27 protein-coding genes are annotated in these 25,847 nt (G+C 75.2%); 13 read left to right on the forward strand and 14 right to left on the reverse strand.

Annotation, left to right across the window (positions count from 1 at the left end):
- Positions 1-25: 25 nt before the first annotated feature.
- The gene (locus ACWEQL_RS15540) at positions 26-1,150 is read right to left on the reverse strand and encodes a DegT/DnrJ/EryC1/StrS family aminotransferase (protein WP_452150766.1); all 1,125 of its coding nucleotides are present in this window, start codon (positions 1,148-1,150) and stop codon (positions 26-28) included.
- 550 nt (positions 1,151-1,700) lie between these two features.
- On the opposite strand from ACWEQL_RS15540, the gene ACWEQL_RS15545 reads away from it, so the two are divergent.
- The 3 genes from ACWEQL_RS15545 (at position 1,701) to ACWEQL_RS15555 (ending at position 4,404) form a co-directional block, all read left to right on the forward strand.
- Positions 1,701-2,552, forward strand: a complete 852-nt coding sequence (locus ACWEQL_RS15545; protein ID WP_452150767.1) for an alpha/beta fold hydrolase — start codon at positions 1,701-1,703, stop codon at positions 2,550-2,552.
- A 94-nt stretch (positions 2,553-2,646) separates the two neighbouring features.
- Positions 2,647-3,744 carry a restriction endonuclease gene (locus ACWEQL_RS15550; protein WP_452150768.1) on the forward strand — a complete coding sequence of 366 codons (1,098 nt, stop codon included), beginning with the start codon at positions 2,647-2,649 and terminating at the stop codon, positions 3,742-3,744.
- Positions 3,745-4,137: 393 nt separating this feature from the next.
- Positions 4,138-4,404, forward strand: a complete 267-nt coding sequence (locus ACWEQL_RS15555) for a metal-sensitive transcriptional regulator (RefSeq protein WP_452150769.1) — start codon at positions 4,138-4,140, stop codon at positions 4,402-4,404.
- 184 nt (positions 4,405-4,588) lie between these two features.
- Here the strand turns inward: ACWEQL_RS15555 and ACWEQL_RS15560 are convergent, their stop codons facing one another.
- On the reverse strand, positions 4,589-5,437 hold the full coding sequence (locus ACWEQL_RS15560; RefSeq protein WP_452150770.1) for an arylamine N-acetyltransferase family protein: 849 nt from the start codon (positions 5,435-5,437) through the stop codon (positions 4,589-4,591).
- A gap of 274 nt (positions 5,438-5,711) precedes the next feature.
- On the opposite strand from ACWEQL_RS15560, the gene ACWEQL_RS15565 reads away from it, so the two are divergent.
- The 4 genes from ACWEQL_RS15565 (at position 5,712) to ACWEQL_RS15580 (ending at position 10,270) form a co-directional block, all read left to right on the forward strand.
- A complete protein-coding gene (locus tag ACWEQL_RS15565; RefSeq protein ID WP_452150771.1) occupies positions 5,712-7,358 on the forward strand; it encodes an alpha/beta hydrolase in 1,647 nt (548 codons plus the stop codon).
- Between the two features lie 63 nt (positions 7,359-7,421).
- Positions 7,422-7,898, forward strand: a complete 477-nt coding sequence (locus ACWEQL_RS15570) for a VOC family protein (RefSeq protein WP_452150797.1) — start codon at positions 7,422-7,424, stop codon at positions 7,896-7,898.
- A 120-nt stretch (positions 7,899-8,018) separates the two neighbouring features.
- A complete protein-coding gene (locus ACWEQL_RS15575) occupies positions 8,019-8,672 on the forward strand; it encodes a TetR/AcrR family transcriptional regulator (protein ID WP_452150772.1) in 654 nt (217 codons plus the stop codon).
- The gene (locus tag ACWEQL_RS15580) at positions 8,669-10,270 is read left to right on the forward strand and encodes an MFS transporter (RefSeq protein WP_452150773.1); all 1,602 of its coding nucleotides are present in this window, start codon (positions 8,669-8,671) and stop codon (positions 10,268-10,270) included. The genes ACWEQL_RS15575 and ACWEQL_RS15580 overlap by 4 nt, the downstream gene beginning before the upstream one ends.
- Here the strand turns inward: ACWEQL_RS15580 and ACWEQL_RS15585 are convergent.
- Both ACWEQL_RS15585 and ACWEQL_RS15590 read right to left on the reverse strand, forming a co-directional pair.
- Positions 10,188-10,919: a polyprenol monophosphomannose synthase gene (locus ACWEQL_RS15585; RefSeq protein ID WP_452150774.1), complete on the reverse strand. Its 732-nt coding sequence runs from the start codon at positions 10,917-10,919 to the stop codon at positions 10,188-10,190. The genes ACWEQL_RS15580 and ACWEQL_RS15585 overlap by 83 nt on opposite strands.
- A 323-nt stretch (positions 10,920-11,242) precedes the next feature.
- Positions 11,243-11,515 (reverse strand): GlsB/YeaQ/YmgE family stress response membrane protein, encoded by a 273-nt coding sequence (locus tag ACWEQL_RS15590; RefSeq protein ID WP_452150775.1) that lies wholly within the window; start codon positions 11,513-11,515, stop codon positions 11,243-11,245.
- A 258-nt stretch (positions 11,516-11,773) separates the two neighbouring features.
- Here ACWEQL_RS15590 and ACWEQL_RS15595 point away from each other — a divergent pair, with 258 nt between their 5' ends.
- Entirely contained in the window at positions 11,774-12,136 is a 363-nt protein-coding gene (locus tag ACWEQL_RS15595; RefSeq protein WP_452150776.1) for a hypothetical protein, read from the forward strand.
- 81 nt (positions 12,137-12,217) lie between these two features.
- Here ACWEQL_RS15595 and ACWEQL_RS15600 read toward each other — a convergent pair whose 3' ends face one another.
- Positions 12,218-13,012 carry a HEAT repeat domain-containing protein gene (locus ACWEQL_RS15600; RefSeq protein WP_452150777.1) on the reverse strand — a complete coding sequence of 265 codons (795 nt, stop codon included), beginning with the start codon at positions 13,010-13,012 and terminating at the stop codon, positions 12,218-12,220.
- A 91-nt stretch (positions 13,013-13,103) separates the two neighbouring features.
- On the reverse strand, positions 13,104-14,072 hold the full coding sequence (locus ACWEQL_RS15605) for a DNA/RNA non-specific endonuclease (RefSeq protein WP_452150778.1): 969 nt from the start codon (positions 14,070-14,072) through the stop codon (positions 13,104-13,106).
- 354 nt (positions 14,073-14,426) lie between these two features.
- Here ACWEQL_RS15605 and ACWEQL_RS15610 point away from each other — a divergent pair, with 354 nt between their 5' ends.
- On the forward strand, positions 14,427-15,143 hold the full coding sequence (locus ACWEQL_RS15610) for a CBS domain-containing protein (RefSeq protein ID WP_452150779.1): 717 nt from the start codon (positions 14,427-14,429) through the stop codon (positions 15,141-15,143).
- Between the two features lie 218 nt (positions 15,144-15,361).
- Positions 15,362-16,192, forward strand: coding sequence for a beta-glucanase (locus ACWEQL_RS15615; RefSeq protein ID WP_452150780.1), 831 nt, complete (start codon positions 15,362-15,364; stop codon positions 16,190-16,192).
- Here the strand turns inward: ACWEQL_RS15615 and ACWEQL_RS15620 are convergent.
- Positions 16,164-16,583: a hypothetical protein gene (locus tag ACWEQL_RS15620; RefSeq protein WP_452150781.1), complete on the reverse strand. Its 420-nt coding sequence runs from the start codon at positions 16,581-16,583 to the stop codon at positions 16,164-16,166. The genes ACWEQL_RS15615 and ACWEQL_RS15620 overlap by 29 nt on opposite strands.
- A 266-nt stretch (positions 16,584-16,849) precedes the next feature.
- Positions 16,850-17,260 (reverse strand): organic hydroperoxide resistance protein, encoded by a 411-nt coding sequence (locus tag ACWEQL_RS15625; RefSeq protein ID WP_452150782.1) that lies wholly within the window; start codon positions 17,258-17,260, stop codon positions 16,850-16,852.
- A 114-nt stretch (positions 17,261-17,374) separates the two neighbouring features.
- Between ACWEQL_RS15625 and ACWEQL_RS15630 the strand changes: the two genes are divergently transcribed.
- The 3 genes from ACWEQL_RS15630 to ACWEQL_RS15640 all read left to right on the forward strand — a co-directional run bounded on the left by ACWEQL_RS15630 (position 17,375) and on the right by ACWEQL_RS15640 (position 19,720).
- Positions 17,375-17,890 carry a MarR family winged helix-turn-helix transcriptional regulator gene (locus ACWEQL_RS15630; RefSeq protein WP_452150783.1) on the forward strand — a complete coding sequence of 172 codons (516 nt, stop codon included), beginning with the start codon at positions 17,375-17,377 and terminating at the stop codon, positions 17,888-17,890.
- A 232-nt stretch (positions 17,891-18,122) separates the two neighbouring features.
- Positions 18,123-18,887: an RNA polymerase sigma factor gene (locus tag ACWEQL_RS15635; RefSeq protein ID WP_452150784.1), complete on the forward strand. Its 765-nt coding sequence runs from the start codon at positions 18,123-18,125 to the stop codon at positions 18,885-18,887.
- Positions 18,884-19,720: a hypothetical protein gene (locus ACWEQL_RS15640; protein ID WP_452150785.1), complete on the forward strand. Its 837-nt coding sequence runs from the start codon at positions 18,884-18,886 to the stop codon at positions 19,718-19,720. The genes ACWEQL_RS15635 and ACWEQL_RS15640 overlap by 4 nt, the downstream gene beginning before the upstream one ends.
- Positions 19,721-19,756: 36 nt before the next feature.
- On the opposite strand, the gene ACWEQL_RS15645 is transcribed toward ACWEQL_RS15640, so the two are convergent.
- The 6 genes from ACWEQL_RS15645 to ACWEQL_RS15670 all read right to left on the reverse strand — a co-directional run bounded on the left by ACWEQL_RS15645 (position 19,757) and on the right by ACWEQL_RS15670 (position 25,821).
- Complete coding sequence (locus ACWEQL_RS15645) at positions 19,757-20,137, reverse strand: VOC family protein (RefSeq protein WP_452150786.1); 381 nt, start codon at positions 20,135-20,137, stop codon at positions 19,757-19,759.
- 183 nt (positions 20,138-20,320) lie between these two features.
- Positions 20,321-21,229: an STM4011 family radical SAM protein gene (locus tag ACWEQL_RS15650; protein ID WP_452150798.1), complete on the reverse strand. Its 909-nt coding sequence runs from the start codon at positions 21,227-21,229 to the stop codon at positions 20,321-20,323.
- A 14-nt stretch (positions 21,230-21,243) separates the two neighbouring features.
- Positions 21,244-22,653, reverse strand: a complete 1,410-nt coding sequence (locus ACWEQL_RS15655) for an STM4012 family radical SAM protein (RefSeq protein WP_452150787.1) — start codon at positions 22,651-22,653, stop codon at positions 21,244-21,246.
- On the reverse strand, positions 22,650-23,531 hold the full coding sequence (locus tag ACWEQL_RS15660) for an STM4013/SEN3800 family hydrolase (protein ID WP_452150799.1): 882 nt from the start codon (positions 23,529-23,531) through the stop codon (positions 22,650-22,652). Before ACWEQL_RS15660 ends, ACWEQL_RS15655 begins: the two co-directional genes overlap by 4 nt.
- Positions 23,532-23,584: 53 nt before the next feature.
- Positions 23,585-24,769, reverse strand: a complete 1,185-nt coding sequence (locus ACWEQL_RS15665; protein ID WP_452150788.1) for an STM4014 family protein — start codon at positions 24,767-24,769, stop codon at positions 23,585-23,587.
- Between the two features lie 122 nt (positions 24,770-24,891).
- A complete protein-coding gene (locus ACWEQL_RS15670) occupies positions 24,892-25,821 on the reverse strand; it encodes an STM4015 family protein (protein ID WP_452150789.1) in 930 nt (309 codons plus the stop codon).
- Positions 25,822-25,847: the final 26 nt, after the last annotated feature.

Below are 25,847 nucleotides of genomic sequence, written 5' to 3' on the forward strand. Positions count from 1 at the left end.
CCCGGTCCGGCCGGGTGCCGGCGGCTCAGCCGGCCAGCCGGCGGTGGACGGCGGACACGGCCGCGATCACCTGGTCGGTCTCGTCCTCGGTCATGTCGGAGTGCACCGGCAGGCACACCTGGCGGGCGCAGACGTCCTCCGCGACCGGCAGCGGCCCGTTCCGGTAGGGGGCGAGCACCGGCTGGAGGTGCAGCGGGAGGTCGTACACCTCGCCGGAGAGCCGTACGCCGAACTCCTCGGCGAGGGTGCGCTTGACGAGGGCGCGGTCGACGCCGGCGGGCAGCAGCGCGACGTACTTGTAGTAGTTGCCGCGGCAGCCGGGCGGCTCGGTCACCGGGTCCAGACCGTCCAGCCCGGCGAGCGCGGCGTCGTAGCGCTGGGCGACCCGGCGGCGGGTCTCGACGAACTCCTTGAGCCGTCGCAGGTGGACGGTGCCGACGGCGGCGTTGAGCTCGCTCATCCGCCAGGAGGCGCCCTCCCGGACGTGGTGGTTGGTGGTGAACGAGCCCTTGCCCTGGTCCCGGTGGATCCGCGCCTCGTCGCGCAGCTCCGGCGAACCGGTGAGGATCATGCCGCCCTCGCCGCTGGTGGTGACCTTGGTCGGGTAGAAGGAGAACGCGCCGGCCAGGCCGAACGACCCGGCCGAGCGGCCCTCGAAGCTGCTGCCGTGCGCGTGCGCGGCGTCCTCGACCAGCGGGATGCCGCGGCGGTCGCACAGCTCCCGGATCGCGTCCACCCGCGGGGTGATCAGTCCGCCGATGTGCACCAGGACGACCGCGGCGGTGTCCGGCGTCAGCGCCGCCTCCAGTTCGGCGGGGCCGAGGGCGAGCGTCGCCGGGTCCACGTCCGCGAACACCGGTCGGCCGCCCGCGTGGAGCACGGCCCCGGCGGTGGCGTAGAAGGTCACGGCGGGCACGACCACGTCGCGGCCCTTCACCCCGACGGTGCGCAGCACCACCTCCAGGGCCGCCGTTCCGCTGGCGACGGCCACGGCGTGGGCGGCGCCGTGCTCGGCGGCGAAGGCCTGCTCGAAGCGCTCGGTCCACGGGCCGAGCGTCAGCGCGCCGGTGGCGAGGATCTCGGTCACCGCGTCGGCGACGGCGCTCCGGTCGCTCTCGTCGAACACGATGCGAGCCGCGGGGACCCCCATACGGCACCTCCTGTGGCTCTCCGGCGGGGGTGAGCGGGTCCACGTCCGGTTCACCCAAGGTCATGTCTACCCATCACCGCACAAAACGGTCAGGTCGGGCACATCGGGCTACGTCGCCGTCCCGCCCGCCGGCCCGCCCTGTGCCCGCTCCGGCCCGCCCGCCGCACCGGATCCACCGGGGAGAACCGCCCGCCACCGGCCTCGTCCCCGTCTACACCACCCGGGTGACCGCGACCCCCGGCCCCACCCCTTCCGGGCCGCCGCCCGCGGTCACGGAGCGTCGCCGTCGGGGCGTCCCGGGGCGTCCCGGGGTGGGCGTGTGAGGGGTCGGGCGGGAGGCGTTCCCGTCGTACCGGCCGGGTGGTGTCCGGCCTCCCCTGTGGTGTGTCGAGCCTCGGCGGCCCCCCCGAACCGCCGAGGCGCCGCGCCAGGACCGCGGGCCGCCGCCGACGACCGACGTGGGACCGGCGGGGAGCCGTCGCCCCGATGGTCTGGACCGCTGGGTGGAATGCCGGTGACAGCCCGGCCCGCCGCGTGTGATCGTTTCCCCATGCCGATCCTGACCTCCCATGACGACACCGAGCTCTGGTACGAACTCGCGGGCGAGGGGAACCCGTTGGTGGTCCTCGCCGGCGGCCCCGGGATGGACGCCCGCTACCTGGGCGACCTCGGCGGGCTGACCGCGCACCGCACGCTCGTCCTGCTGGACGGGCGCGCCGCCGGACGCTCGGCGGTGCCCGCCGACCGGTCGACCGTCTCCTTCCTCACCCAGGCCCGCGACCTGGAGGCGCTGCGCCTGCACCTCGGGCTGGAGCGCCTCGATCTGCTGGCCCACTCCGCCGGCACCCTGGTCGCGCAGGAGTACGCGGCGGCCCACCCCGGCCGGGTGCGGCGGGCGGTGCTGGTCACCCCGGTCGGCCGGGCCGCCCGCGAACCCGACCCCGCCGAGCTGGCCGCCCTGCGCGCCGCCCGCTCGGCCGAACCCTGGTACCCCGGCGCCGCCGAGGCGGACCGCCGCCTCGCCGAGGGGGCCGGCGCCGCCGAGGCCCCGCTGCTCCAGGCCAGGACCCTCCCGTTCTCCTGGCACCACTGGGACTCCGGCCGGCTCGCCGAGTACCGGGCCGAACACGCCTGCCGCCACCCCTGGCTGCGGGACGCCTTCTACGCCGGCTCCTCCACCGACCCCGGCCGCCTGCGGCGCCTGGCCGCCTCCGGACTGTCCGCGCTCGTCCTGGCCGGCGCCTCGGACGGCCAGATCGGCACCGCCCCGGCCCGCGCGGTGGCCGCCTGCCACCCCGGCGCCCGGCTGGAGGTGATGGCGGCCTCGGGCCACCGGCCGTGGGTGGAGGAGCCGGGGCGATTCGTCATGCTCGCGACCGAATTCCTGGGAAACGCCCCGTGAAGTTATCAGTTGGGACACATGGCTGACGGAGCGTCGGAGATTGCCCTACGGTGACGGCTGCCACCACACAGTCACACCTTGCAAGGGGGCACCCATGTCCCGGAGCCGGAAGCTCCACCGCCTCAGCAACCCCGACACCGACGAGCGCCGCGCGCAGCGCATGCTCTTCCGCCACCTCCGCGACGACACCACCGCCGATCGCGGCCGGATGGCGAAGCGGGTGCGCGAGCTCCAGCTCCTCCTGGCGATGGACCCGGTCGACTTCGAGAAACTCATCGCCGACCTGATGGCGGCGATGGGCATGAAGGTCGAGCTCACCGCCCGCTCCCGGGACGGCGGGGTGGACGTGCGCGGCATCGACACCGACCCGTTCCGCGGCGGGAACGTCATCGTGCAGGTGAAGCGCTACCGCGACACCGTGACCCCGTCGGCCGTACGGGACCTGTACGGCACGCTCCAGCACGACCGGGACGCGTTCAAGGCGGTGCTCGTCACCACCAGCAGGTTCGGCCCGAGCTCGCACCAGTTCGCCGCCGGCAAGCCGATCACCCTGATCAACGGCGCCGAACTGGTCGGCCTGCTCAAGCACCACGGCTTCCACGAGGTGTTCACACCCGCCCAGGCCGGGGCCGCCCCCGGGCCCGGCGGGGCGACGGGCGGCGGCGAGGACCTGCCCGCCATCGAGCTCGCCGCCGAACCGGCCCGGCTCCTGCTGCACTGGTCCGGCGAGGACGAGTACGACATCGCCGCCCTGGTCTGCCAGGGGAACCGGGCGCTGTCGGACGAGCACCTGGTCTTCTACAACAACGGCTCCACGCCGGACGGTTCGGTGCGCCTGGTGACCGGCTACGGCGACGCCAACGCCTGCCTGATGGTCGACTTCGACGCGCTGCCCGCCGAGGCCGACCGGCTGGTCATCGTCGCCGCGGCCGACACCCAGAACCACCCCGACTCCACCATGGGCGGGTTCGCCGGGCCGGCGCTGATCCTGGAGGCCGGCGCCGACCAGGCGGCGGTGGCCCACCTGGCGGACGGCGCCGACACCAACACCGCGATGCGGCTGGGCCGCTTCGACCGCGACACCGAGGGCAACTGGGACTTCACCCCGGCCCTCGCCGGCTACCCGGGCGGGCTGCACCAGGCCGTGGTCGCGTACGGGCTGGAGGTCGCGGAGGTCGCGGAGGCCTCGTAGGGCGTGACGCGGTGGCCCGGCTCCCGGCGGGCGGTCCTCAGGGGGTGGTCCTCGGGCCGGGCGGGCCACCGCGCCGTACATGCCGACCCGGCCGGCCCCCGCGGCCGCCGGCTCCTCGGGGCGCCGGCCGCGGGACGGTGGCCACCCCGTACGGGACCCGTGCACCTGCCGTACGGTCCGGCGCGGGCGGGTCCGGCGGGTGGCTCCCGGGGGCGGGTTCGGCAGGTGTACGGCGCCCGGGTGGGGCCGAGCGCCCCCCGCGCACCCCCGTTCGTCGCGCGCGCACCCTCCGCCCCCGGTGCACCACCCGCCACCTCGCGCGACCTGGGGAAAGCGATACCCCGAGGGGTACACTCGACCGGGACGAATCCGTTCACCCGGGAGGTGGCTCACATGCAGGTCGACGACGAGGCGGTCGGCGCCGTGCTCAACCGGCTGCGCCGCGCCCAGGGGCAGCTCGCCGGGGTCATCGCGATGATCGAGGCCGGCCGGGACTGCAAGGACGTCGTCACGCAGCTGGCCGCCGTCTCCCGCGCCCTGGACCGGGCCGGCTTCAAGATCGTGGCCAGCGGCATGCGCCAGTGCATGGCCGCCGCCGACGGCGACACCCCGCCGATGAGCGAGGCCGAGCTGGAGAAGCTGTTCCTCACCCTGGCCTGAGCCGGGACTTTCCTCTGACGCCGGGCCCGGACCCCTCGGCACCGCCTGGACCGGCCCCGCTCGCACACCCGTCGCCCGGTGTTCACACGGACCCTCGACCCTGGGCGGTGCACCCCGCGCGTGTGCCCGCAGGGGGCGGCTCCTCCACGCGGGGAGGGGGGCCGGCCGCTGCGGGCGTCCCGTCTCAGCGTGCGGCCGCCACCACCGGCAGCCGCTCCAGCGCGATGCCGAACTCCTCCCGGTAGAGCGTCAGCGCCTCGTCCTCGGTGAGCTGCCGGGTGGCCTTCTCGCCGTCGGCGCCGGTGCGGATCAGCCGGGTGCCGGCGAGGGTGGTCCGGCCGCCGTCGGCGGTCAGCCGGGAACAGGTCGTCCCGCGCCGGAAGTGCGAGGCCGGCGAGGTGGCCTGCCACCAGCAGGTCGGGGCGAAGTCCGCCAGCCGGTAGGGGCGCCGGTCGAGCCGGTACTGCGGCTCGCCGTTCATCGTCACCACGAGGTCGGCGTCGCGCTCCGGGCCGGCCGGGCCGTCCGGGCCGGCGGCGTACGGGGTCACCGTGAAGATGCCCGCCGGGTCCTTCTGCTCGTCGCGGACGTCCAGGCGCAGCGGCAGGTGGCCGAAGTTGCCGAAGCCGACATCGGCCAGCCACGGCTCGTCCAGGTCGACCCGCAGCGCCATGTGGTCGAACGGCGGGCCCATCCGCTCGCCCTGGAACACCCGGCCGGCGAGCAGGGTGACCCGGTAGCCGAGGGCGCGCAGCAGTTCGGCGAACAGGCCGTTGAGCTCGTAACAGAAGCCGCCCCGGCCGCCGGTGACGATCTTCTCGAAGAGCGCGCCGGGCTCCAGCACGATCGGCTCGCCCAGATGGACGCTCAGGTTCTCGAAGGGTACGGCGCCCAGGTGCGCCCGCTGGAGCGCGGCGAGCGCGGTGACGTCGGCGCGTTCGGGGCGGGGCAGGCCGAGTCGGGCGAGGTAGGCGTCGACCTGGGTGTCGTCGAGGCCCTCGGGTGTCGTCAAGTGCTGATCCACACGGCCCATTCCACCCGGTGACGATGGGCGCGGCCATCCGCTTTTGGTCCTAGGTCCCGGGCCCACCCGGCCGTACCCGAAGAGCTGTACCCGAGGAGCCACGCCCGGACGGCCGTACCCGGACGGGGATGGCCCGGCGGGCATGGCCGGGTGGAGGTGGCGCCCGGTCGGGGTGGAGGTGGGGCCCGGTCGGAACCGGGGGACTGCCGCCGTGAGATCCGGCGGCCCGCTTCCTAGCATGGCGGCTATGTCATCTCACCAAATCCCTTGCACAGAAGGCGATATGGCGCGGTCGGCGGGTGCCGCCCGGTCGGCCGGCCGCCGTGTCACGGCCGTCGCTCTCGCTCTCGCGGCCGGCCTGGGCGTCGTGTTCGCCACGGTCGGTCCCGTCCGGGCGGAGTCCGCCGGGAGCGGCGGGGCCGCGGAGTTCGTCCCGCGCGGGCTGGAGCGCTTCTACCATCAGCGGCTCGACTGGCGCAGCTGCGTCCTCGGCCCGGACGACGCCGAGGGCGCCGAGTTGGAGCGCGCGGGGGCGCGGTGCGCGGACGTCACCGTGCCGCTGGACTACGGCGACCCCCGCGGCCGGACCCTCACGGTGGCGATGTCGCGGATCCGGGCCACCGACCCGGCCCGCCGGGCCGGCGTGCTGCTGCTCAACGACGGCGGCCCGGGCGGCCCCACGCTGGGGGCGCCGCCGCGCGTCCGGGCGGCGATGAAGGACGTCGCCGGCCGCTACGACCTGGTCGGGGTGGACCCGCGCTTCGCCGGCCGCAGCACCCCGCTGGACTGCGGCTGGCCGGTGGGCAGCGCCCTGCTGTCGGCGGGGGTGGACCGGGCGGGCTTCGACCGCCAGGTCTCCTTCCAGAAGGACCTGGCCGCCAGGTGCCGGGCCGCCGCCGGTCCGCTGCTGCCGCACGCGACCACCCGCAACACCGCCCGCGACATGGACGTCATCCGGGGCGCGCTCGGCGAGCGGAGGATCAGCTACCTCGGGGCCTCGTACGGCAGCTACCTCGGCACGGTCTACACCCAGATGTTCCCCGGCCGCTACGACCGGGTGGTGTTCGACGGGGCGCTCGACCCGCGCACGTACGGGCCGGGGATGTTCCCGGCCCTGCTGGACGCGAACGAGCGCGCGCTCGCCGAGTGGGCGGCCTGGACGGCGGCCCGGCACGGCACCTTCGGCCTCGGCCGGACGGCGCAGGAGGTGGTCGCGGGCCTGCTGCGCACCGTGGAGGCGGCCGCGCGCACCCCGCTGACCGTGGCCGCCGGGCCCGAGGTGTTCCGGCTCGACGACACCCAGGTGCCGTTCGTGCTGTTCAGCGGGCTCTCGGACGACACGGACGAGTCGCGGGGGAGCACCGCCGCGGCGATGGCGGTGCTGGCCCGGGCCGCGGAGGGGCGGCCGACCGGCCCGCTGACGCCGGACTTCACCGAACTGCTGCGGTTCTTCCTCACCCCGGCCGGGGCGCGGTACGGCGGTGCCCAGATGGCGATCCTCTGCGCGGACGGCGCCGCGCCGGGCGACCCCGAGGTCCACTGGCGGGCCGTCGAGCGCAGCCGGGCCGAACACCCGCTGCTCGGACCGGTGTTGAACAACGTGCTGCCCTGCACCTTCTGGGACCCGCCGCGCGGGGGCCGCACCGAGGTGCGCCACGACGTCCCGGCGCTGATCGTCGCCGCCACCGGCGACCCGCGCACCCCCTACCGGGACGGCGTCGCCCTGCACGGACTGCTGCCCTCCTCCCGGATGGTGACGCTCCGGGGTGCCTTCCGGCACGGCCTGTACGGCCTGTACGGCAACGCCTGCGTGGACGAGGCGGTCAACGCCTACCTGGCGTCCGGCGCGCTGCCGCGGGCGGACGTGACCTGCGTCAAGGAGGAGCCGGTACCGGTGGGGTGGTCGGCGGCCGGGGCGCCGAACCGGTGAACCGGTGGCCGTGGCGCGCCGGGGGAGCGGCGGGCCCGCACTAGCGTCGGCGGCATGCCCACCATGCAGAAGATCACGCCCTTCCTCTGGTTCGACGACCAGGCCGAGGAGGCCGCCCGCTTCTACGTCTCGCTCTTCCCCGACTCCCGGATCGTCGACACCGCCCACTACGGCGAGGCGGGCCCCGGCGAGGCCGGCACGGTGATGACCGTGACCTTCGAACTCGCCGGCCAGCGCTTCACCGCCCTCAACGGCGGACCGCTGTTCACCTTCACGGAGGCGCTCTCGCTCCAGGTGGACTGCGCGGACCAGACGGAGGTCGACCACTACTGGGCCGGGCTCACGCAGGGCGGCGGTGAGGGCGGCCGGTGCGGCTGGCTCAAGGACCGTTACGGCCTCTCCTGGCAGGTCGTCCCCCGGCAGCTGTTGGAACTCGCTGGCGACCCCGACCCGGTGAAGTCCCAGCGGGTGATCCGGGCGATGCTCGGCATGGGCAGGCTCGACGTCCGGGCCCTCGAAGACGCCCACGCCGGGCGGTAGGACGTGTCCGGGAACGCCCTGGGAGCCCGCTGCCGCAGGAGCCGTGGACCGTACCGGACCGGGACCCTCCCGTGTGCACGCGAGTAGACAGTGTTTACCTCCGCTTGGTAGACACTGTCTATGCGTGATTCCACGAACCCCTCCCCGGCCGGGCCCGAGCAGGCGCCCGGCCCGCTGCGCGACCGGCTGATCGACGCCGGCGTGGAGCTCGTGCTCGCCGAGGGCGTCGCCGCCCTCGGCCTGCGCGAGATCGCCCGCCGGGCCGGCGTCTCCCACGGCGCGCCGCGCCGCTACTTCCCCACCCATCAGGACCTGCTCGCCGCGATCGCCCACCGCGGCTTCGACGACCTCGCCGGACGCGTCGCGGCCACCCTCGGCGAGGCCGACGAGGCCCCGTCCGCCCCCGGGCCGCGCGAGCGCCTCCGCACGGTCGGCCGGGTCTACGTCCGCTACGCGCTGGAGCAGCGCGGCATGTTCGAGCTGATGTTCCGCCACGAACTCATCGACAGCGAGCGCCACCCCACCGACCGGACGCCGCTGCGCCGCTCCACCCTGCCGCTGTTCCGGGCCATGGTCACCCTGGTCGGCGAGAGCGGCGCCGCCGAACCCGAGGTCGCCGCCGCCGCCCTCTGGGCCAACCTCCACGGCCTCGCCCAGCTCTGGGCCTGGGACACCCTGCCGCTCGCCCTCGGCTCCGGCTCCGGCCCCGGGCCGGAGCTCGACCGTCTGGTCACCGCCGTCCTGGACACCCACCTCGGGCCGGACGCCGGATGAGCGCCACCCTCCGCCCCGGCGCCCCCCGCCCGGGCGGCGCGACGGCCCGCCGCCTCGCGCTGGCCGTCAGCGCGGCCGGCGCCATGATGGTCGCCCTGGACGGGACGGTGCTGATCGTCGCCCAGCCCGACCTGCAACGCGACCTCGGCGCCACCACCGCCCAGACCCAGTGGACCAGCACCGGCTACCTGCTCGCCGTCGCCGCCCTGCTCGTCCTCGCCGGACGCCTGGGCGACCGGCACGGCCACGCCCGGCTGCTGCTGCTCGGCACCCTCGGCTTCGCCGTCACCTCGGCCGGGATCGCGCTCGCCCCGGACATCGGCTGGGTGATCGCCCTGCGCGCCCTCCAGGGCGTCTTCGGCGCGCTGCTCCAACCCGCCACCCTCGCCCTGCTGCGCGAGGCCTACCCGGCGGACCGGATCGCCCGGGCGGTCGCCGTCCGCACCAGCGGCATCGGGCTGGCGGCCGCCGCCGGACCGGTGCTCGGCGGCCTCCTGGTGGACCACCTGGGCTGGCGGGCGGTGTTCGTGCTCAACATCCCCGCCGCGCTGCTGATCGCGGCGGGCACCCTGGCGGTCCGGATGTCCGGGGTCAGGGCGTCCACGACCCGGGCGCCGTGGGTCAGGGCGCCTCGGGTGGCCGGCGGGGGTGCGGGGGCCGACGGGCCCGGGACCGCGCCGGCCGGACGGCTCGACCTCACCGGCGCGCTCCTGCTCGCCGGGACGCTCGCCGTGCTGGTGCACACGCTGGCCGAGGTGCCGTCGTACGGCTGGGGCTCGCCGCGCTGCCTGCTCGGGCTGGCCGCGGTCAAGGCCCTCGCCGTGCTGCTGGTGGTCCACGAGCGCCGCACGCCGGATCCGATCGTGCCCCGGGCGGTGCTCGGCTCCACGCCGGTGACCGCCTCGATGGCGATCCTGCTCTGCGCCTCCGGCGGGCTCTTCGGCGCCCTCTTCGTCACCAACTACCAGTTGCAGGACGCGGCCGGGCTCGACCCGCTGGCCGGCGCGCTCCGGGTGCTGCCGCTCACCGTGGTGATGGTGCTCGGCTCGCCCGTCGCGGCCGCCGCCGTACGCCGGTACGGCCCGCGCCGCACCGCGCTGACCGGCGTCGCGCTGGTCGCCCTCGGCATCGCGGGCCTGGCCGGGCTCGGCCCGGACACCGGGTGGACGCCGACCGCGGTGGCCTGTGCGGTGCTCGGCGCCGGCTTCGCGACCGTGATGGTCACCGCCACCGGCACCGTGGTGGGGGAGGCGCCGCCCGCCTACGCGGGGGTGATCGGCGGGCTCAAGCAGACCGCCGTGAACATCGGTCCGACACTCGGCATCGCCGTCGCCGCCGGCCTCACCGCCCCGGGCGGCCCGCCGTCCCCGCAGCTCACGCTGCCGGTGCTGGCCGGTCTCGCGGCGCTGGCCCTGTTCCCGGCGGCGCTGCTCCCCGGGGCCCTGCGGCCCGCCCGCGGACAGGCCGGTGCGGGAACGGGTGCCGAGGTGGGGAGCGGCGCGGCCGCCGGGTCCGTCACTTCGAGCCGAAGCGCAGCTTCCACGGTGCCAGCGCCGACTCCATCTGGACCGCAAGGCTCATCTTCGAGGCGCCCTTGACCCGCTCCTCGAAGCGGATCGGCACCTCGACGATGCGCCGGCCGAGCTTGACCACCCGGTAGTTCAGCTCGACCTGGAACGAGTAGCCGTTGCTGTTCACCGTCGGCAGGTCGATGTCGCGCAGGGTCTGCGCCTGCCAGGCCTTGAAACCGGCGGTGGCGTCGCGCACACCGAGGCTGAGGATGGTGTCGACGTAGAAGTTCGCCCAGGCGGAGAGGGCCTTGCGGTGCCACGGCCACTCCTCGGCCGTCGAACCGCCCGGCACGTACCGGGAGCCCAGCACCACCGCGGCGTCACCGGAGGACAGGGTCTCGACCATCTGCGGGATGACCGTGGACGGGTGCGAGAGGTCGGCGTCCATCTGGATCACGATGTCGGCGCCCTCCTCCAGCGCGCGCGTCATCCCGGCCACGTAGGCGCGGCCGAGGCCGTCCTTCTCGGTGCGGTGCAGGACGCCCACGGTGCCCGGCGCGTCGGCGGCGAGCTTGTCGGCGACCTCGCCCGTCCCGTCGGGCGAGTTGTCGTCGACCACCAGCAGGTGCAGGTTCGGGACCTCCAGGTCGGCGAGCAGCCCGGCCAGGACCGGCAGGTTCTCCCGCTCGTTGTACGTGGGTACGACGACGACGACCTTGGGGGAAGCCTCGACCATGTTCCATCCTCGTGCGCTCTCCGGCCGGCATCGCGACGGCCGCCACGGTCCGGGGCGGTCGTCCCGTACCGGGCAACTGTTCACTTCGGCCGTGTGAGTCTAGCCAGGCACCGCCGGTTCCCCCTCATGGACTCCGAGGGCGCCGCATCGTCGCAGGTCACAGCGGTTCGGCGGGCATCCGGTCAGGGGTAGGACCCCGTCCGGGCGGCGTCCGCCCGCCGGGATGCGCCGACCCCGCGGGCGCCGTAGCGCGCCGACGTCCCAGGGCGTGCGCCGGCCCCGTCCCTCCGATCGCGGGGGACGGGGCTGCGGACATCCGGTGGCTACCGGTGCGGGGTCCGGGACTTGCTCCAGGCGGGGGCGGCCAGGGCGACCAGGGCGACCGCGAAGCCGAGCTGGAGCGCGTGGCGGGTCCAGTCGATGCCGCGGGTCTCGCCGACGCCGAGCCAGCCGGCCACCGCGTTGCCGAGCCAGGCGCCCGCCGCGCCGAGCAGCATGGTCAGCCACCACGGGATGGCCTGCGGCCCGCGCAGGAGGAGCTTCGCCAGCACACCCAGCACGAAGCCGATCATGAGAATCCAAAGCAGCTGGAACATGGCATCCGACCCTTCCGTGGGCTCCGCCGATGCGCATCTCCGCCGAGAACGTGACGCGCTCTCCAGGATCGCCCCGTTCGGCCCCTGGAGCACCTCGGATACCTCGGGTAACCCCGGCGATCGTCCGCACGGGCGATCGATTCGCGCCTACCTGCTCGAATGTGCGACCGGAAAGTCGCTGTCCGCGCTCGATGGGTCACCGATAGGAATGGCGGTGCCGGCGCGGAGAGCCCGCGTCGACGAGAGGAGCCGCACCCCGTGATCCGTCTTCGGACCGTCGCCCTGACCCTCGGCTGCGCCGCCGCAGCCCTGTCCCTGACGACTCCGGCGCACGCCGCCCCCGGTGACACCGCCACCATCTGCTCCAGCTCGCTCACCCCGAGCGGCTGGGTCGACGTGCAGTGGTGGAACAGCTTCAGCTGTGGGTCCACCTTCAACCCGAACATCAAGCAGATCAAGCAGCTCACCGGCTACCCGGTCGGCACCGTGGTGAACGTCTGTTCCTCCACGCTTCCGCCGGCCGGCTGGGCGACCGTCAGCTCCTTCTACTCCAGCAGCTGCCGCTACTCGGCCGTGCCGAGCCTGAACAACAACTCCTGGCAGATCAAGCGCGTCGCCTGACGCCCGGTCCACCCGTCGACGCGCGCCGGTCAGGGCGGCACGCGTCGGCGGGTGCCGCCGCAGGTGAACGCATCCGCCCGCTCACTCCTCCCGGGCTGCCGCCACCGCCTCGCGGACCTCCCGGTCGGAATCGGCGCCGAGCCGGTCGAGCAGTTCCGCGGCACCCGGGGTCGACCACCCGGACACCGCGTACACCAGCGCCTCGCGCACCCCGGCGTCGGGATGGGCGGCCAGCGGGGCCAGTACCTCCACCGGGCCGCGCCGCCGCCGGGCGAACCAGTGCAGCACCGGCGCCAGCGCCGCCGGATCGTCCCCCGCCGCGGCCAGCCGTTCCAGCAGCACCGGCACCGGGGGCGGCGGCCCGTCCAGCGGGTCCGCCAGGCGCTCGCGCATCCGCCGGTTGCCGTACTCGCCGCGGATCCTGCAGCCGGGGCACGTGCACGGCCGCACCCCGTGCGCCTGAGGGAAGTACCGCCACCCGGCCACCTGCGGCGCGCTGCGGATCCGGTGCACCTCGCGCGCGGTGAGCGCGCGGGGCACGAAGACCTCCCAGCCGCGCGGGTCGGCCAGCGCGCGGACGCGGCGCACCGCCTCCGCCGCCGTCACCGGCCGCTGCGCCGAGCGGGCGCGGTCGCCGTAGCGGCCCACCAGCACCGGCTCCTCGTCCGGCAGCCGTACGTGCACCGCGACCAGCCCGCCCCGGCTGCCGCCGAGGGCCAGTTCGCGCAGCCACTGGTGGGTCAGCGTGTACGAGGGCAGTACCGGGAAGCAGTACACGCCGCGCAGGCCGTCCTGGCCCCGGCTGTCCGCGCGGATGCCGGCCCGGCGGATGCGCGGCCCGTTGGCCGCCGAGGTGAGGTGCACGAACATCGCCATGGGCGGTGATGCTAGCCAAGGGTGCCGACACGCGGCGGGGGCGGATGGCGCACGGTCGCGCCACCCGCCCCCGCTCCCGGGGTCGTCGGGGTCAGGAGTCGGAGCCGAGCACGATGTCGGCGTGGCTGGTCAGTGGACGCCAGCGCTCGATCGGGGGCGTCACGCCGGTGACGGCGGGGGCCGGGGTGGGCGGCGGGGGCAGCAGGTCGGCCTCGGGCAGCGGCCCCAGGTCCAGGCCCGTCATCTGGGCGATGTCCACCACCGGCACCTGGAAGGTGCGGAAGGCGCCGAGCGGCGGCGGCTGGTCGGCCGCCTCGGCCTCGGCCAGCGCGGCGACGGCGTCCGGCAGGTCCGGGCTCTGGTCGAGCACGTACGCCGTCGAGGCGAGCACGCCGTCGTTGATGAAGCCGGTCACCTTCCAGAACGCCAGCGGGATCTGCACCCCGCGGTAGCGCGGGTCGTCGGGCCGCAGCACCGGGCCGGTGAGCACCACCAGCTTGCGGTCGAACCGCGCCGCGTGGTCGAGCAGGAAGTTCTCCAGCCCCTGCCAGAGCTCCTTGCCCTGGTTGAACGCGGAGTGCTGCGGGGCGGCGTTGGTGAAGTGGAAGGTGTCGCTGTTGGCGTCCCGTACGTCGCGCTCGTTGCCCCAGACCGGGTCGAGCCGGCGCACCAGGTGGCCGCGGTCGAAGTCGTTGTCGACGTAGAGCGCGTTGCCGGCCTGCTGGTCCTCGGGCACCCGGGGGTCGAGCCGCCACTGGCCCTCGCGGTTGAGGCTCACCAGCTGGCGGCCGTCGATGGCGACGGCCGTCGCGGCGGCGAGCCGGCGGTCGGGGCGCAGCAGCACCGTGAAGTGCGTGTACGGGAGGGTGACGGTGGCGATCGCGCCGTCGATCGGTCTGGGCAGCGGGACGACCGGGCCGAGGAAGGCGGGGTCGTAGCCGCCGCGCGCGGCGAGCTCGGAGGCGCTGGCGAACTCGGGGAGGACGCCGGCCCCGCCGGCGCCGACGGGGAACACGGATCCGGCTTCGTCCCGGCCGGGATCGGGGTGAGGTTTGGCCATGGATCGATGGTCACCGCTCTCCCCGGCGGCGCGCCCAGTGGCGTACGCCGACCGGGCGGGGCGCACGCATGAGCGAATGCGCCCCCCGGTGGGCGACCATGGGGGGTGAACGCCCCGTTCGCCGGGCGGGGCCTTTGGTCCCGGACCGTCGGCCCCGACGACCCTGGCCCGGCGCCCGGCGGCGGGCGATGCTCCAGGTAGCGGACGGCTGCGGGTACGTTCCGGGTACGTTCCGGGATCTTCCGGGAGGTTTCGGGAACTCCGCGGACGGAGTCGCACGTACACAGGACGACCGGCCTCCGGACGACCGGACGGCCGGGGACCCCGACAGATCGGCCGGACGAGGTGAACGGCGTGCAGCATGCCACCGTCGGATCAGTGATGACCAGCCCCGTGGTCCGGGTGGCCCCCGAGACCGGATTCCGCGAGATCGTCTCCCTGCTCGCCGAGTACGACATCACCGCCGTGCCCGTCGTCGACGGCGACGGCAGACCGCTCGGCATCGTCTCGGAGGCCGACCTGCTGCGCACCCTGGCCGCGCAGGAGGACCCGGGCAGCCTGCTGCCGGCGCCGACCCTCCCCGAGCCCGGCCCCGGCGGCGCGGTCACCGCGGGGGACCTGATGACCGGCCCGGCACTCTGCACCACCCCCGGGACCAGCGTGGTCGCGGCCGCCCGGCTGATGAGCCGCCACGGCGTCAAGCGGCTGCCGGTGCTGGACGAGGAGGGCCGGGTGACCGGCATGGTGAGCCGGGGCGACCTGCTGCGGGTCTTCCTGCGCGAGGACCGGGTGATCCGCCGGGAGATCGTCGAGGAGGTGCTCGGACGGGTCGCCGGGGTCAGTCCGGCGTTGGTCGGTGTGGAGGTGGACCAGGGCCGGGTGGTGCTCAGCGGCACCGTCGGCGAGCCGCACCTGATCCCGATCGTGGTGAACCTCTGCCGCTCGGTGGACGGTGTGGTCTCGGTGACCGACCGGCTGGAGAGCGACCGGCCGGAGACCGAACGGCCGGAGAGCGACCGGCCGGTGACCGACCGGCTGGAGGGCAGCGGCACCCCGGTCGCGGCGCCGTAGGGGTCCGTCCGGCGGCGGCGCGGTGGCGGGAAGCGGGGGCCCGAGTGAGCCGTGGGGGCCCACGGGCGTGCGGGGCGCGGAGTCCGCGCTTCCGCGCGCCGGGTCGCGCGCGGGATCCGGAGCATCCGGTTCGCATACCGCCGTACGTGGCGGGTATGTCACTCTCCGTGCAGGTTCGCGCCCCAGTGGCGGCGGCGCGGGGCACCGGGGAGGCGACCGTGGCTACGGTGTTCAGGGCCGACTTCGGTTCGGCGGTTCAGTGGGTGGCGGGCAGGTCGAGCGCCTATCCCCACATGGGGCCCACCAATCCGGGCGATCACAAACTCGACCATCTCAACCGGGACTTCTGCCCCGGTGGGGTCCTCAGTGCGGTGCGGCGTCCCGGCGGCGAGCTGTGGAGCTGCAACCTGCTCACCACCGAGGGCAGTCCGCAGGGCTTCCAGGTGCGGGCCGGTGACGTCCTGCGGGCCCGGGTCACCCTGCCGGTGGAGCTCGGGGCCTGGCCGGCGATCTGGACCTGGCGCGACGGCGGCAACGAGATCGACGTGTTCGAGTACCACCCGGACCACCCGGACCTGCTGGAGGTCTCCAACCACGTTCGCGGCGGCTACCGCTACTGGCACGGCGCCTCCGCCGGGGTGGCGCCCGGCGCCACCCTCGACCTGCGGACGGTGTTCGGCGCCCGTTCGGTGGACTGGTTCGCCAACGGCCGGCTGATCCACGCCGACCGCCGGGGTGTCGGCCAGGGCTGGCACGCCTACCTGATCGTCAACATGTCGGTCTCGGACGGCACGTACCACGACCGTCCGCCGGCGGACGGGCCGGGCCGGCTCAGCTGGACCTGCCACAGCCTGACGGTGGAGCGGCCGTCGCTCACCCCCTGGGGCGCGGCGGGGGCGGCCGGTGTCGCGGGGGTGTCCGCGGAGCTGTCGGCCGAGGTGTCCGGGCTGCCGGAGGTGGTGGCGGACGTCCCCGGGGTGATCGCCGAGGCGGCCAGGCCGGCCGCGGAGCCGCCGGGGCTCACCGCTCCGGAGGAAAGGTCGCCGTGATCAGACCGCGCGGGCCGGAGCGCTGGAACCACACCGTGTGCCGGCGCGGCCCGATGTGCGCGGGGAAGGTGACGTAGAGGTCGTCGCGGGGAGCGCCCTCGTTGCCGGGGGAGAGCGCGGCGTCCACGGCCCGGGCCGCGAGGTCGCGCAGCAGTGCCCGCACGGTCAGGGCCGCCGCGTCGGGCGCGATGGCGAGGGCGGCGAGCTCGTCCCAGAGGCGGGTCGACACGTAGGTGATCGGCGAGTGGCCGAGCGTGGGGTGGATGCACCCGTCCTCCAGGGGGCGCAGCAGGCCGGCCGCCAGCAGTCGCTGGCTGTCCGTGACGGGTGCGCCGCCGTGGGTGGGGAAGCCCGGCGGTGTGGGGCCCGCCGCCGGTGGAGGGAGGTTCATGACGCGAACGGTACCTCCGCCCGGCGCCCGGGTGTCGTGCGATCGCGGGGGTGTTCGACAGGGCGTGAGGTCTCTGCTACGGGGTGCGGTTCGCGTGCGGATCCGCCGGCGTGCGCCGGGCCCTTCCTCGGGCCCTCCGTCGTCCGCCCGGCCGGCGGGCGGGGGCCGAGGGCGCATCGCGAGGGCCGCACCCCGCTCCGTGGCGGGGTGCGGCCCTCGTGGCGCGTCCTGGCGCGGGCGGTCGGGGTGACCGCCGGGCGTCCCGACTACTCGACGACCAGCTCGACCGGGATGTTGCCGCGGGTGGCCCGGGAGTAGGGGCAGACCTCGTGTGCCTGCTTGACCAGGAGCAGGCCGTTCTCGCCCGCGAGCGAGTCGGGCAGCTCGACGCGCAGCACCACCGCGAGGCCGAAGCCGACCCCGTCCTTGCCGATGGAGACCTCGGCGGTCACCGACACCTCGCTGGTGTCCACCCGGGCCTGCCGGCCGACCAGGCCGAGGGCGCTCGCGAAGCAGGCGGCGTAGCCGGCCGCGAACAGCTGCTCGGGGTTGGTGCCCTGCCCGTTGCCGCCGAGCGCGGCCGGCATCGCCAGGGCGAGGTCGAGCTGTCCGTCCGAGCTGACCGCGCGGCCCTCGCGACCGTTCGCCGTGGCCACAGCGGTGTAGAGCGCGTCCATGTGAGGGCTTCCCTTCTCTCCTCGGCGGCCGCCCGGCCGCCCTCGACGACAAGTAGAGCACGCAATTCAATTGCGCACAACTCAATCGTGCGCGGGCTCGCTACCATGGGGTGCATGACCAAGCTGCCCCTCTCGGAGGTGCGGGACCTCGGCGAGGTGCCCGACGAGGACCTGCTCCGCCTCGACCACCAGATCTGCTTCTCGCTGAACGCCGCCTCGCGCGCCTTCAACGGCGTCTACCGGGTGCTGCTCAAGGACCTCGGGATCACCTACCCCCAGTACCTGGTCATGCTGGTGCTCTGGGAGCACGGCGAGCTGCCGGTCAAGCGGATCGGCGAGCACCTGCGGCTCGACTCCGGCACGCTCTCGCCCCTGCTCAAGCGCCTGGAGGCCGCCGGGCTCGTACGGCGCGAGCGCAGCGCCGAGGACGAGCGGTCGGTCACCGTCGGCCTGACCGCCGCCGGGGACCTGCTGCGCGAGCGGGCCTACGAGGTGCCGCGCCGGCTGCTCGCCGCCACCGGCCTGGCGCTGGAGGAGCTGGTCGCGCTGCGGGCGACGCTCGGCCGGGTCACCGGCACCCTCGACGCGGCGCTGCTCGACCCCGACCGGCTCGGTGCTCCGACCGGGTGATCCCGTACCCGGAAGTGTGATCTGGCTCACGCCGGCCGGCCCCGGACGTCGAGCGGGCGCTCGAATCCGCAGGTCAGTACGGTGAGTAAGAAACCGGGCGCAAACGGTCATATATTGCCAGCGCGATCCGGTTAACAAACGGCACCCCCCGAACGGTTACAGCACAAGCCCCATGGGCCGCCGGCGCACCATCCGGTGCGCCGGCCAGCTGACGGAAGGGAGGGGGAGCGTCGTGGAGATCCCGAGGTCGGGGCCCGTCCCGGACAGCGCCGTTCCCGCGGACGCGCTCGACCGGCTCCCGGTCGACTTCACCGCCTTCTACTGCGAGGAGCACCCCGGCTACCTGCGGTACGCCCGGCAGCGGCTGCGCCACCACGAGGACGCCGAGGACGCCGTCCAGAACGCCGGCGCGGTGCTCTACCGGAACTGGCGCCGCGCGCTCTCCAGCGCCAACCTGGAGGCCTTCGCGTTCAAGATCCTCAAGGACGCGGTGGCCGACATCATGCGCGAACGGCGCCGCACCGAGCGCAAACGCCTCCGGGTGATCGCCCAGCGCGACCCCGACACCAGCCAGAACGAGTTCGACGAACTGGCCGAGCTCGACATCCTGGACCGGGCGATGGAGGACCTCGGCCGGGCCGCGCCGATCCAGGCGGACGTGGTCCGGCTGCGCCAGGCCGGTCGCTCCTACCCGGAGATCGGCAACGCGCTGGGCATCGCGCACACCACCGCCCGCACCTACTACAGCCTCGGCCGCCGGCACCTGGAGTACCTGGTCGAGCAGGCGGGCCTCGAACCGGACGACCGGCCCGGGGCGCGCGGCGCGGCGGTCCCGGGCCCGGCCTCGTCCTCGTGCGGCCGCGGTGAGGGCGGCCCCACGGAAGCGGGACCGGGACCGGGCGGCGGGGGCCCGGGCGGGGTGCACCCGGGCGGTTCAGGCGGTGTCGGCGGCGTCGGACGGTGTGGTGGCACGGACGAGGAGGAGCACCGCGGATGAACCTCTCCGCCCTGCTGCGCGCCCAGGCCGAACTGGTCGAGCGGGAGTACCGCGATCACGACCCGACGGCGTTCACCCGCCGGCTGGCCGAGCGCATCGCCGCCGAGGACGCCGAGGAGCAGCCCCTCGCGCCCGGCGCACGCCCGTTCCTCGCGCGCGGGCCGTTACGCGGCGACCGCCCCCCGTCGGCGGGCGCCTCGGCGTCCGCCGGCCCCGCCCCGGGGCCTCCGCCCGGGCCCTGGGCGGCCCGGGGCGCAGGCCCGGGGGGCCGGGAGGTCCGGGAGACGGCCAGACGGGCCGGTGCCCGCTGCTCCGAGGACGGGCGGGCCGAACTGCGCCGGGACCTCCTGCACCTGTGCGGGGGCGTCGCCGCGGCGGCCGACCTCGACGAACTCGCGCTGGGCCTCGACCGGCCGGGCCAGAAGGCCGCCACCCGGACCCTCGGCTGCCTGCTGTACAGCATGGGCCGCACGGCCGACGCCGTGTTCTGGTGGCGGATCGCCGCGCAGGGCGGTGACCACCTGGCCGTGCACTGCCTGGCCGTCCACTACACCTCCGAGGGGCAGGACGAGGACGCCGAGTTGTGGCGCGGCCACGCCCGGGACCTCGCGGCCCCGCAGCGCCTGCCCGAGGTCGCGCTCGGCCCGGCCCGCCCGCTGGACCCGGCGGACATCGCCCGCACCCTCACCGAGGAGTTCGACGGCGAGATCGTGCTGACCCTGCGGGAGGCGGTCGCCCGGGCCGCGGTGCCCAGTTCACCGGCCACCGCGGCGCGCCCGGTCCGCGCCGCGGCCGTACCGCCGCAGCGCCGTCCACTCACACGGGTGCGCTGAACGGGGGCTTCGCTGAACGGGACTCCGCTCGCCGGTTCAGCCGCCCGTGACCTGCAGCACGCAGAGGATGTTGCCCTCGCTGTCCTTGAACCAGGCACCGCGCATGTTCTCGGACTCCACGACCCCGTCGACCGTCTTCAGCCCCGGTAGGTCGTAGTCCTCGAACGTGACGCCGTGCGAGCGCAGGGCCGACATCTCGGCGTCCAGGTCGGCCACCTTGAAGCTGGCCAGGGTGTGGGCGGCCTGTCCGCCGCTGGGTGTCTCGTAGATGCCGAACCTGGTGCCGCCGCACTCGAAGGACAGCTCCTCCGGGTTCTCCTCGACGACCTTCAGCCCCAGGGTGTCCTGGTAGAAGGCCTTGGCCCGGGCGAGGTCCGTGGCCGGGATGACGGCATAGAGTGGCGCGTCTGAAAGCATGTCGATCGCCTCCTCCCTCCAGGCTAGGGCCCGTCCTCGAACCCCCGCCTGCCGGGCGGACGACGGGGGTTCGAAGACGGGCCCCGGGTACCTCCTCGCCGCCGTGCCTCCCTTCGGGGGAGGAGATCCGACGGGCCGGCCGCGCCGGGGTCACCGGACGTGGCGGTCAGCGGCCGCGCCGGGTCACCAGGCGTGCGGGATCCGCTCCAGGACGCCCCCGGCGAACACCTCGTACAGCGGCAGCGTCTCCAGGTGCACATAGCCGATGTGGCAGTCGCAGACCGGCAGCGGGCAGGCCCGGGGGAGCAGCGCGGCACGGTACGAGCCGTCGTACAGGTTGCCCAGCGGGTCGCGGACGAAGTGGCAGCGGCGGATCGTGCCGTCGCCGTCCACCGACAGCACCGACTCGCCGGTGCGGCAGGGCCGCCCCGCGCTGGGGTGCGGGTGACGGCTGTAGCCGAAGTGCGGGTCCAGCGCCGTCCAGTCGGCGGCCTCGGCCTCGGTGTACGTGCGGCCCTCGGCGGCGTTCACCCAGAGGTAGACGGCGGGCGGCAGATCGGCGCGCAGCCGGCGGGCCGCCGCCAGGTGCTCGGGCTGCCCGACCACGCCGACGCTGTACCGGACGCCGAGCGCGTTGAGCTCCCGGCACCGGGCGAGGAAGCGGTCGTGGGTGATCTGGCCGGGGTGGTAGGTCACCCAGAGCGCGAGGGTGTCGAGGTCGGCCTCGGCGAGCCAGCCGGTCCGGCCGCTCAGGTTGGTCTGGATCGCGACCCGGCGGACGTGCGGCAGCCGGCTCAGGTCGACCAGCGCGCGCCGGTACCAGGACCGCACCAGCCCCTCGCCCCACGGGGTGAACAGCAGGGAGAGGGTGTCGCTGCCGCCCTCGCGCCCGGCGGCCCAGGCCGTGAACCGCTCCAGCGCGGCGCGGTCGGCGCGCAGTTGCTCGGGCGTGTCCCGCCGCTTGGCGAACGGGCAGTACGGGCAGTCGTAGTCGCAGGAGGCGAGCGGGCCCCGGTAGAGCAGGGTCAGGTCGAGTGCCCGTTCGGTGGCGTGGCCGAGGGCCGGCCCGGGCGGCCCGGGTGGCACCGGCATGCCGAGGAAGGCGCTCACTTCGCCTCGTAGTCGGCCATGAGGTCGCGGACCTCGGGGGAGAAGAGCATCGGGCCGACGGCGTCCGAGTGGGCCAGGCCCTCGGGGGAGAGCCGCAGCCGGCCGGCCGGGCCGCCGGCGTCCGCGGCCAGCCAGCCGCGCGCGGCGAACCCGGCCAGCTCGGCCGGGAAGTCCTCCTCCGGGGTGGCCCCGAAGCGGGCCCGGTACTCGGCCACGGACAGGCCCTCCGCCTGGAGCAGCGACTGCACCAGGTGCCGCCGGCGGGTCTCGGCGGGCGTCATCCGGCGGCCGACCTCCGCCCGGCCGAAGTCCTCGGTGGCCACGTAGTCGTCGATGATCCGCCGGACCTCGGTGGCGTTGACCGCGTAGTCGAAGGAGTAGTGCAGCCGCGAGGTGTACGAGCGCGAACCGCAGCCCAGGCCGACCATCCCGTCGGTCTGGCAGGCGTACTCGCCGCTGCTGATCCGGGGCGCGTCGGTGCGGCGGAACATCCGCATCGACACCTGCTCGTACCCGTGGGCGAGGAGGTGGTCGCGGCCGGCCCGGTACAGCGAGAGCCGCTGGGTGTCCCAGGCGGCCCGGTCGGCGTGGTCGTTCCGGTCGGTGCGGTCGTTCGGGTCGGCGCGGTCCGCCCGGCCGTCGTGACCGGCGCCGGCGGCGTCGCGCCGGGCGAGGCCGGTCAGCGGGCGGACGTACAGCGGGTAGAGGTAGAGCTCCTCGGGCCGCCAGGCGAGGGCGGCGTCCAGCGAGTGCAGCCAGGTGGCGCTGGTCTGGCCCTCGATCCCGTAGATCAGGTCGATGTTGAGGACCGGGAAGCCCGCGTCGCGGATCCGCCCGAGGGCGGCCTCCACCGCGGCCCGCTTCTGCGGGCGCACCGCCGAGCGGGCCTCCTGGTCGAGGAAGGACTGCACGCCGAGGCTGAGCCGGGTGGTGCCGCGCGCGGCCAGGACCTCCAGGCGGTCGGCGGTCGCGGTGTCCGGCGAGGCCTCCACGGACAGGGGTATCGCCCGCAGGTCGGCGCCGGTGCGGCGCTCGGTGATGTCGCAGAGCCGTTCCAGCTCGGCCGCGGTCAGATAGGTGGGCGTGCCGCCGCCGAAGGCCGCCAGCGCGAACCGGGCGTCGCCGTCCAGCGCCTCGCGCACCTGCCCGGCCTGCCGGTCGAGGGCGTCCAGGTAGGCGGTGGTGAGGCCCTCCGGGCTGCCGATCCGGGTGAAGAGGTTGCAGAAGCCGCAGCGCACCTCGCAGAACGGGATGTGGACGTAGAGCGACAACGCCTGCTGCGGCTCGCCGGCCCACAGCTCACGCAGCGCGGGGCGCTCCGGCAGCGGCCGGTAGGCGGTCTTGTGCGGGTAGGCGTAGACGTACGAGCGGTACGGCGACTCGGGTGCGGGGGTGGTCGTGGTCATGCGGGCGCGCCCTCCTCGGCGGTGCCGGCGGCCGGGGTGCCGGGTGCGGCGGGGACGGAGTCGGCGGTGACGGTTGCGGCGGGGATGGTGAAGTGCGCGTACGGGACCGTCCAGACCACCTCGTGGCCGATCCGGTGACCGGTGTAGCCGTCCTCGCCGTACGCGGTGCCGTGGTCGGAGCAGACGATCGCGAAGCACGGGCGGCGCGCGCTCATCGCGGCGAACAGCCGGCCGAGGTGGGCGTCCACGTACTCCAGGGCGGCCGCGTGGCTCTCCCGGGTGTCGCCGTGGGCGCGCTCCGCGCCGGGCAGGTGGAACCAGTTGGGCTGGTGCAGCGCCGAGACGTTGACGAACAGGAACAGCGGCCGCCCGGCGGGCTGCTCGGCGGCGACCCGCTCCGCGCACGCCACCTGGGCCTCGAAGGAGGTGGGCGAGGGCACGCCCATCTCCGGCGCCCAGTGGCTCTCCTGGAACATCCCCGGCAGGACCGAACCGAGCGGCCCCTGCTTGTTGAAGAAGCCGACCCCGCCGATGCAGACCGTGCGGTACCCGGCGCCGGCCAGCGCGCTCGGCAGGTCCGGAGTGTCGAACACCCAGGTGCGCGACTCGGTGGTCTCCGAGCCGGCGAACCGCGCCGCGAACAGCCGCGGGTGAGGCCCGTCCGGGCTCGCCGGCGTGGGCAGGAACCCGGCCAGGATCGCCTGGTGCGCCGCGTACGTGAAGCTGCCGGGCGAGTGCCGGCGCTCCCAGCGGCCCCCGGGCAGGTGCGCCGCGAGGTGGGGGATCCGCCCGGCGGCGGCCAGTTCCTCGGCCACGTCGAAGCGGAGCGTGTCCAGGGTGACCAGCAGCAGGTCGTGGCTGCCGATCACCGCGTTCATGTCGGGCATGGCGGGCACGTCGGGCACGTCGGGTGGTGTGGTCCGGGGGTGGTTCATCGGGTCGGTTCCATGGGTCGGAGGCCCGGGTGGGCCTGGTGGTGCCGGTCGTGCGGGTGCGGGCGGTCGGGCCGGAGCGTGCCGTCGGCCAGCAGGGCGGCGAGCTGGGCGCCGTAGGTGTCCAGGCCTTCGGCGGGCCCGCCCGGCAGGCCGGTGAGATTCGGCAGCAGGTCGCCGAAGGCGTTCACCTCGCCGACCACCGCCCGCCGCCAGCCGGAGGCGGGCAGCACGTCCACCCCGACCATCCGGGCGCGGGGGAAGCAGACGGCGGCCCGCTCGGCCGTCTCCAGCACGGCGGGCCAGCCGGCGCCCGCCGCCTCCCGGGCGAGGGCCAGGCTGCCCCGGGCGCCGCCCAGGTGGAGGTTGGTCATCGGCTGGGTGCTGGTGCGGACCACCACATGGGTGGCGCGGCCGCCGATCACCACCACCCGGAGGTCCGCCGACCGCCCGTTCTGGGAGGCCTTCGGTATCCACCGCTCGACGTGCAGGCCGTCCGGGGCGAGCCGGTCGACCAGCTCGGCGACCTCGTGCTCCGCCCGGTAGCGCCGCACCCGCAGCGAGTTGTGCAGCCCCCGGGAGGGGCCGGACGGCGCGAGCTCGACCGAGGTGGTGGCCAGCACCCGGCCGGCCGGGCCGAACTCCAGGGCGACCACACCGGAGGCGGAGGAGCCGTGCGCCGGCTTCACGAACACCCGGCGCATGCCCGCCCCGCGCAGCCGCTCCTTGAGGTCCTCCCACCCGGCGACCGGCCCGCCGCCCAGCGCGGGCGGCACCGGCACCCCGGCGGCGGACAGCAGCGCGTGCGCCCGGCGCTTGTCGAACATCACGGCGATCTCCTCCGGATCGCCCAGCAGCCGCACCCCGGGCACCCGGGCGACCTCGCGCAGCGCGGCCGTCACCCCCGCGTACCAGGCGGCCCCGCCCTCCACCCGGGTCGGCGCGTACGAGGTGCCGAGCGCCGGGCCGCGCAGCAGCTCGTCCACGGCCGGCTCCTCGCCCGGTGACTCGATGCGCAGCAGCGCCCCCTCGGCCGGGCGGCGGCTGCCGCGCAGCAGGTCGAGCCAGGGCAGCACCTCCGGCTCGGGCAGGCCGGCGGCCCGGGCCGCGGCGGCGAACAGTGTCACTCGCCGGTGCCCGGGGTTGCCGAGCACCGTGAGCCGGTCGGTCCGTCCTCCGGTCATCCTCCGCCTCCCGTCTCCTCGGCCGCCGGGCCCGCGGCGGTGGCGTCCCCGCCCGCGGCCCTGTCCTCCGTCGTGGTCCTGCTCCTGCGTGGCCCTACTCCTGCGTGGTCCTGCGCGGGGTCCTACTCCGCGACCGCCACGTAGCGGTCCTCCGGGTCGTCCTCCTCCTCGGCGTACGAGAGGTCGACGTCGACGCCGGGCAGCGCCTCCACCAGGCGCTGCTGGAGCTCCTCGGAGATGTAGTGGTGCCGCAGGTCGAGCGAGCGCAGGTGGGTGAGCGGCTGGCCCTCCAGCAGCGCCGTGGCGCCCTCGTCGGTGAGCAGGCCCATCGACAGGCGCAGCGTCTCCAGCCGCGCCACCACCGGGGCGTGCGCCACGGCGGCGGCGATCTCGTCCTGGTACTCGCTGTTCTGCAGGCCGAGGCGGCGCAGCGCGGGGAAGCGCGAACCGTCCAGCAGCGGCGCGAGGTCGCCGATCGTGGAGTCCCCGCCGTACTCGTCGACCCCGAGCCACAGCTCCAGGCCCTCCAGGGCGGGCAGCTCCGAGCCGGCCACACCCTGCACCACCGAGGACGGCAGGCCGCCCGACTCGAACCGCAGGGACCGCAGCCGGTCGTGGTGCACCGGCTTGAGCCCCAGGCCCGAGCCGCCGCGCACCACCAGCTCCTCCAACCGGGGGAACTCCGTCAGCAGCGCGGTGACGTCGCACATCTCCAGCCAGGAGATCTCGCACTCCTCGGAGGTGACGTCGGCCAGGAACAGCGCCTCCAGGCCGGTGAGCCGGTCCGCGGACCGGACGACGGCCTCCACCACGCCGGTCACCGAGGTGTAGTCGCGAGTCCACCAGGGGCCGAGGACGAGGGCCCGCACCCCGGCCGGGTCGACCGCGTCGAGGAAGGCCGACCAGCGGGCGGCGAAGTCGGACTCCGAGCCGTAGTCCACCGCGATCCGCCAGGCCGTGGCGTCGGGCGCGGGCAGCTCCCGCCCGTCCGGCGGGACGGGGAGGTCGAACGTCGGCAGTCCGTGGAACGACGAGGGGTGGGTGGGGTACACGGGCGGGCTCCTGTGGCACCTGGCGG

This window comes from Kitasatospora sp. NPDC004240 (assembly GCF_053603215.1).

Bases quoted from the DNA above. Each gene is read 5' to 3' on its own strand.
- ACWEQL_RS15540 (WP_452150766.1), bottom strand. From the start codon at position 1,150: ATGGGGGTCCCCGCGGCTCGCATCGTGTTCGACGAGAGCGACCGGAGC.
- ACWEQL_RS15545 (WP_452150767.1), top strand. From the start codon at position 1,701: ATGCCGATCCTGACCTCCCATGACGACACCGAGCTCTGGTACGAACTC.
- ACWEQL_RS15550 (WP_452150768.1), top strand. From the start codon at position 2,647: ATGTCCCGGAGCCGGAAGCTCCACCGCCTCAGCAACCCCGACACCGAC.
- ACWEQL_RS15555 (WP_452150769.1), top strand. From the start codon at position 4,138: ATGCAGGTCGACGACGAGGCGGTCGGCGCCGTGCTCAACCGGCTGCGC.
- ACWEQL_RS15560 (WP_452150770.1), bottom strand. From the start codon at position 5,437: ATGGGCCGTGTGGATCAGCACTTGACGACACCCGAGGGCCTCGACGAC.
- ACWEQL_RS15565 (WP_452150771.1), top strand. From the start codon at position 5,712: ATGGCGCGGTCGGCGGGTGCCGCCCGGTCGGCCGGCCGCCGTGTCACG.
- ACWEQL_RS15570 (WP_452150797.1), top strand. From the start codon at position 7,422: ATGCAGAAGATCACGCCCTTCCTCTGGTTCGACGACCAGGCCGAGGAG.
- ACWEQL_RS15575 (WP_452150772.1), top strand. From the start codon at position 8,019: ATGCGTGATTCCACGAACCCCTCCCCGGCCGGGCCCGAGCAGGCGCCC.
- ACWEQL_RS15580 (WP_452150773.1), top strand. From the start codon at position 8,669: ATGAGCGCCACCCTCCGCCCCGGCGCCCCCCGCCCGGGCGGCGCGACG.
- ACWEQL_RS15585 (WP_452150774.1), bottom strand. From the start codon at position 10,919: ATGGTCGAGGCTTCCCCCAAGGTCGTCGTCGTCGTACCCACGTACAAC.
- ACWEQL_RS15590 (WP_452150775.1), bottom strand. From the start codon at position 11,515: ATGTTCCAGCTGCTTTGGATTCTCATGATCGGCTTCGTGCTGGGTGTG.
- ACWEQL_RS15600 (WP_452150777.1), bottom strand. From the start codon at position 13,012: ATGGCGATGTTCGTGCACCTCACCTCGGCGGCCAACGGGCCGCGCATC.
- ACWEQL_RS15605 (WP_452150778.1), bottom strand. From the start codon at position 14,072: ATGGCCAAACCTCACCCCGATCCCGGCCGGGACGAAGCCGGATCCGTG.
- ACWEQL_RS15620 (WP_452150781.1), bottom strand. From the start codon at position 16,583: ATGAACCTCCCTCCACCGGCGGCGGGCCCCACACCGCCGGGCTTCCCC.
- ACWEQL_RS15625 (WP_452150782.1), bottom strand. From the start codon at position 17,260: ATGGACGCGCTCTACACCGCTGTGGCCACGGCGAACGGTCGCGAGGGC.
- ACWEQL_RS15630 (WP_452150783.1), top strand. From the start codon at position 17,375: ATGACCAAGCTGCCCCTCTCGGAGGTGCGGGACCTCGGCGAGGTGCCC.
- ACWEQL_RS15640 (WP_452150785.1), top strand. From the start codon at position 18,884: ATGAACCTCTCCGCCCTGCTGCGCGCCCAGGCCGAACTGGTCGAGCGG.
- ACWEQL_RS15645 (WP_452150786.1), bottom strand. From the start codon at position 20,137: ATGCTTTCAGACGCGCCACTCTATGCCGTCATCCCGGCCACGGACCTC.
- ACWEQL_RS15650 (WP_452150798.1), bottom strand. From the start codon at position 21,229: ATGCCGGTGCCACCCGGGCCGCCCGGGCCGGCCCTCGGCCACGCCACC.
- ACWEQL_RS15655 (WP_452150787.1), bottom strand. From the start codon at position 22,653: ATGACCACGACCACCCCCGCACCCGAGTCGCCGTACCGCTCGTACGTC.
- ACWEQL_RS15660 (WP_452150799.1), bottom strand. From the start codon at position 23,531: ATGAACGCGGTGATCGGCAGCCACGACCTGCTGCTGGTCACCCTGGAC.
- ACWEQL_RS15665 (WP_452150788.1), bottom strand. From the start codon at position 24,769: ATGACCGGAGGACGGACCGACCGGCTCACGGTGCTCGGCAACCCCGGG.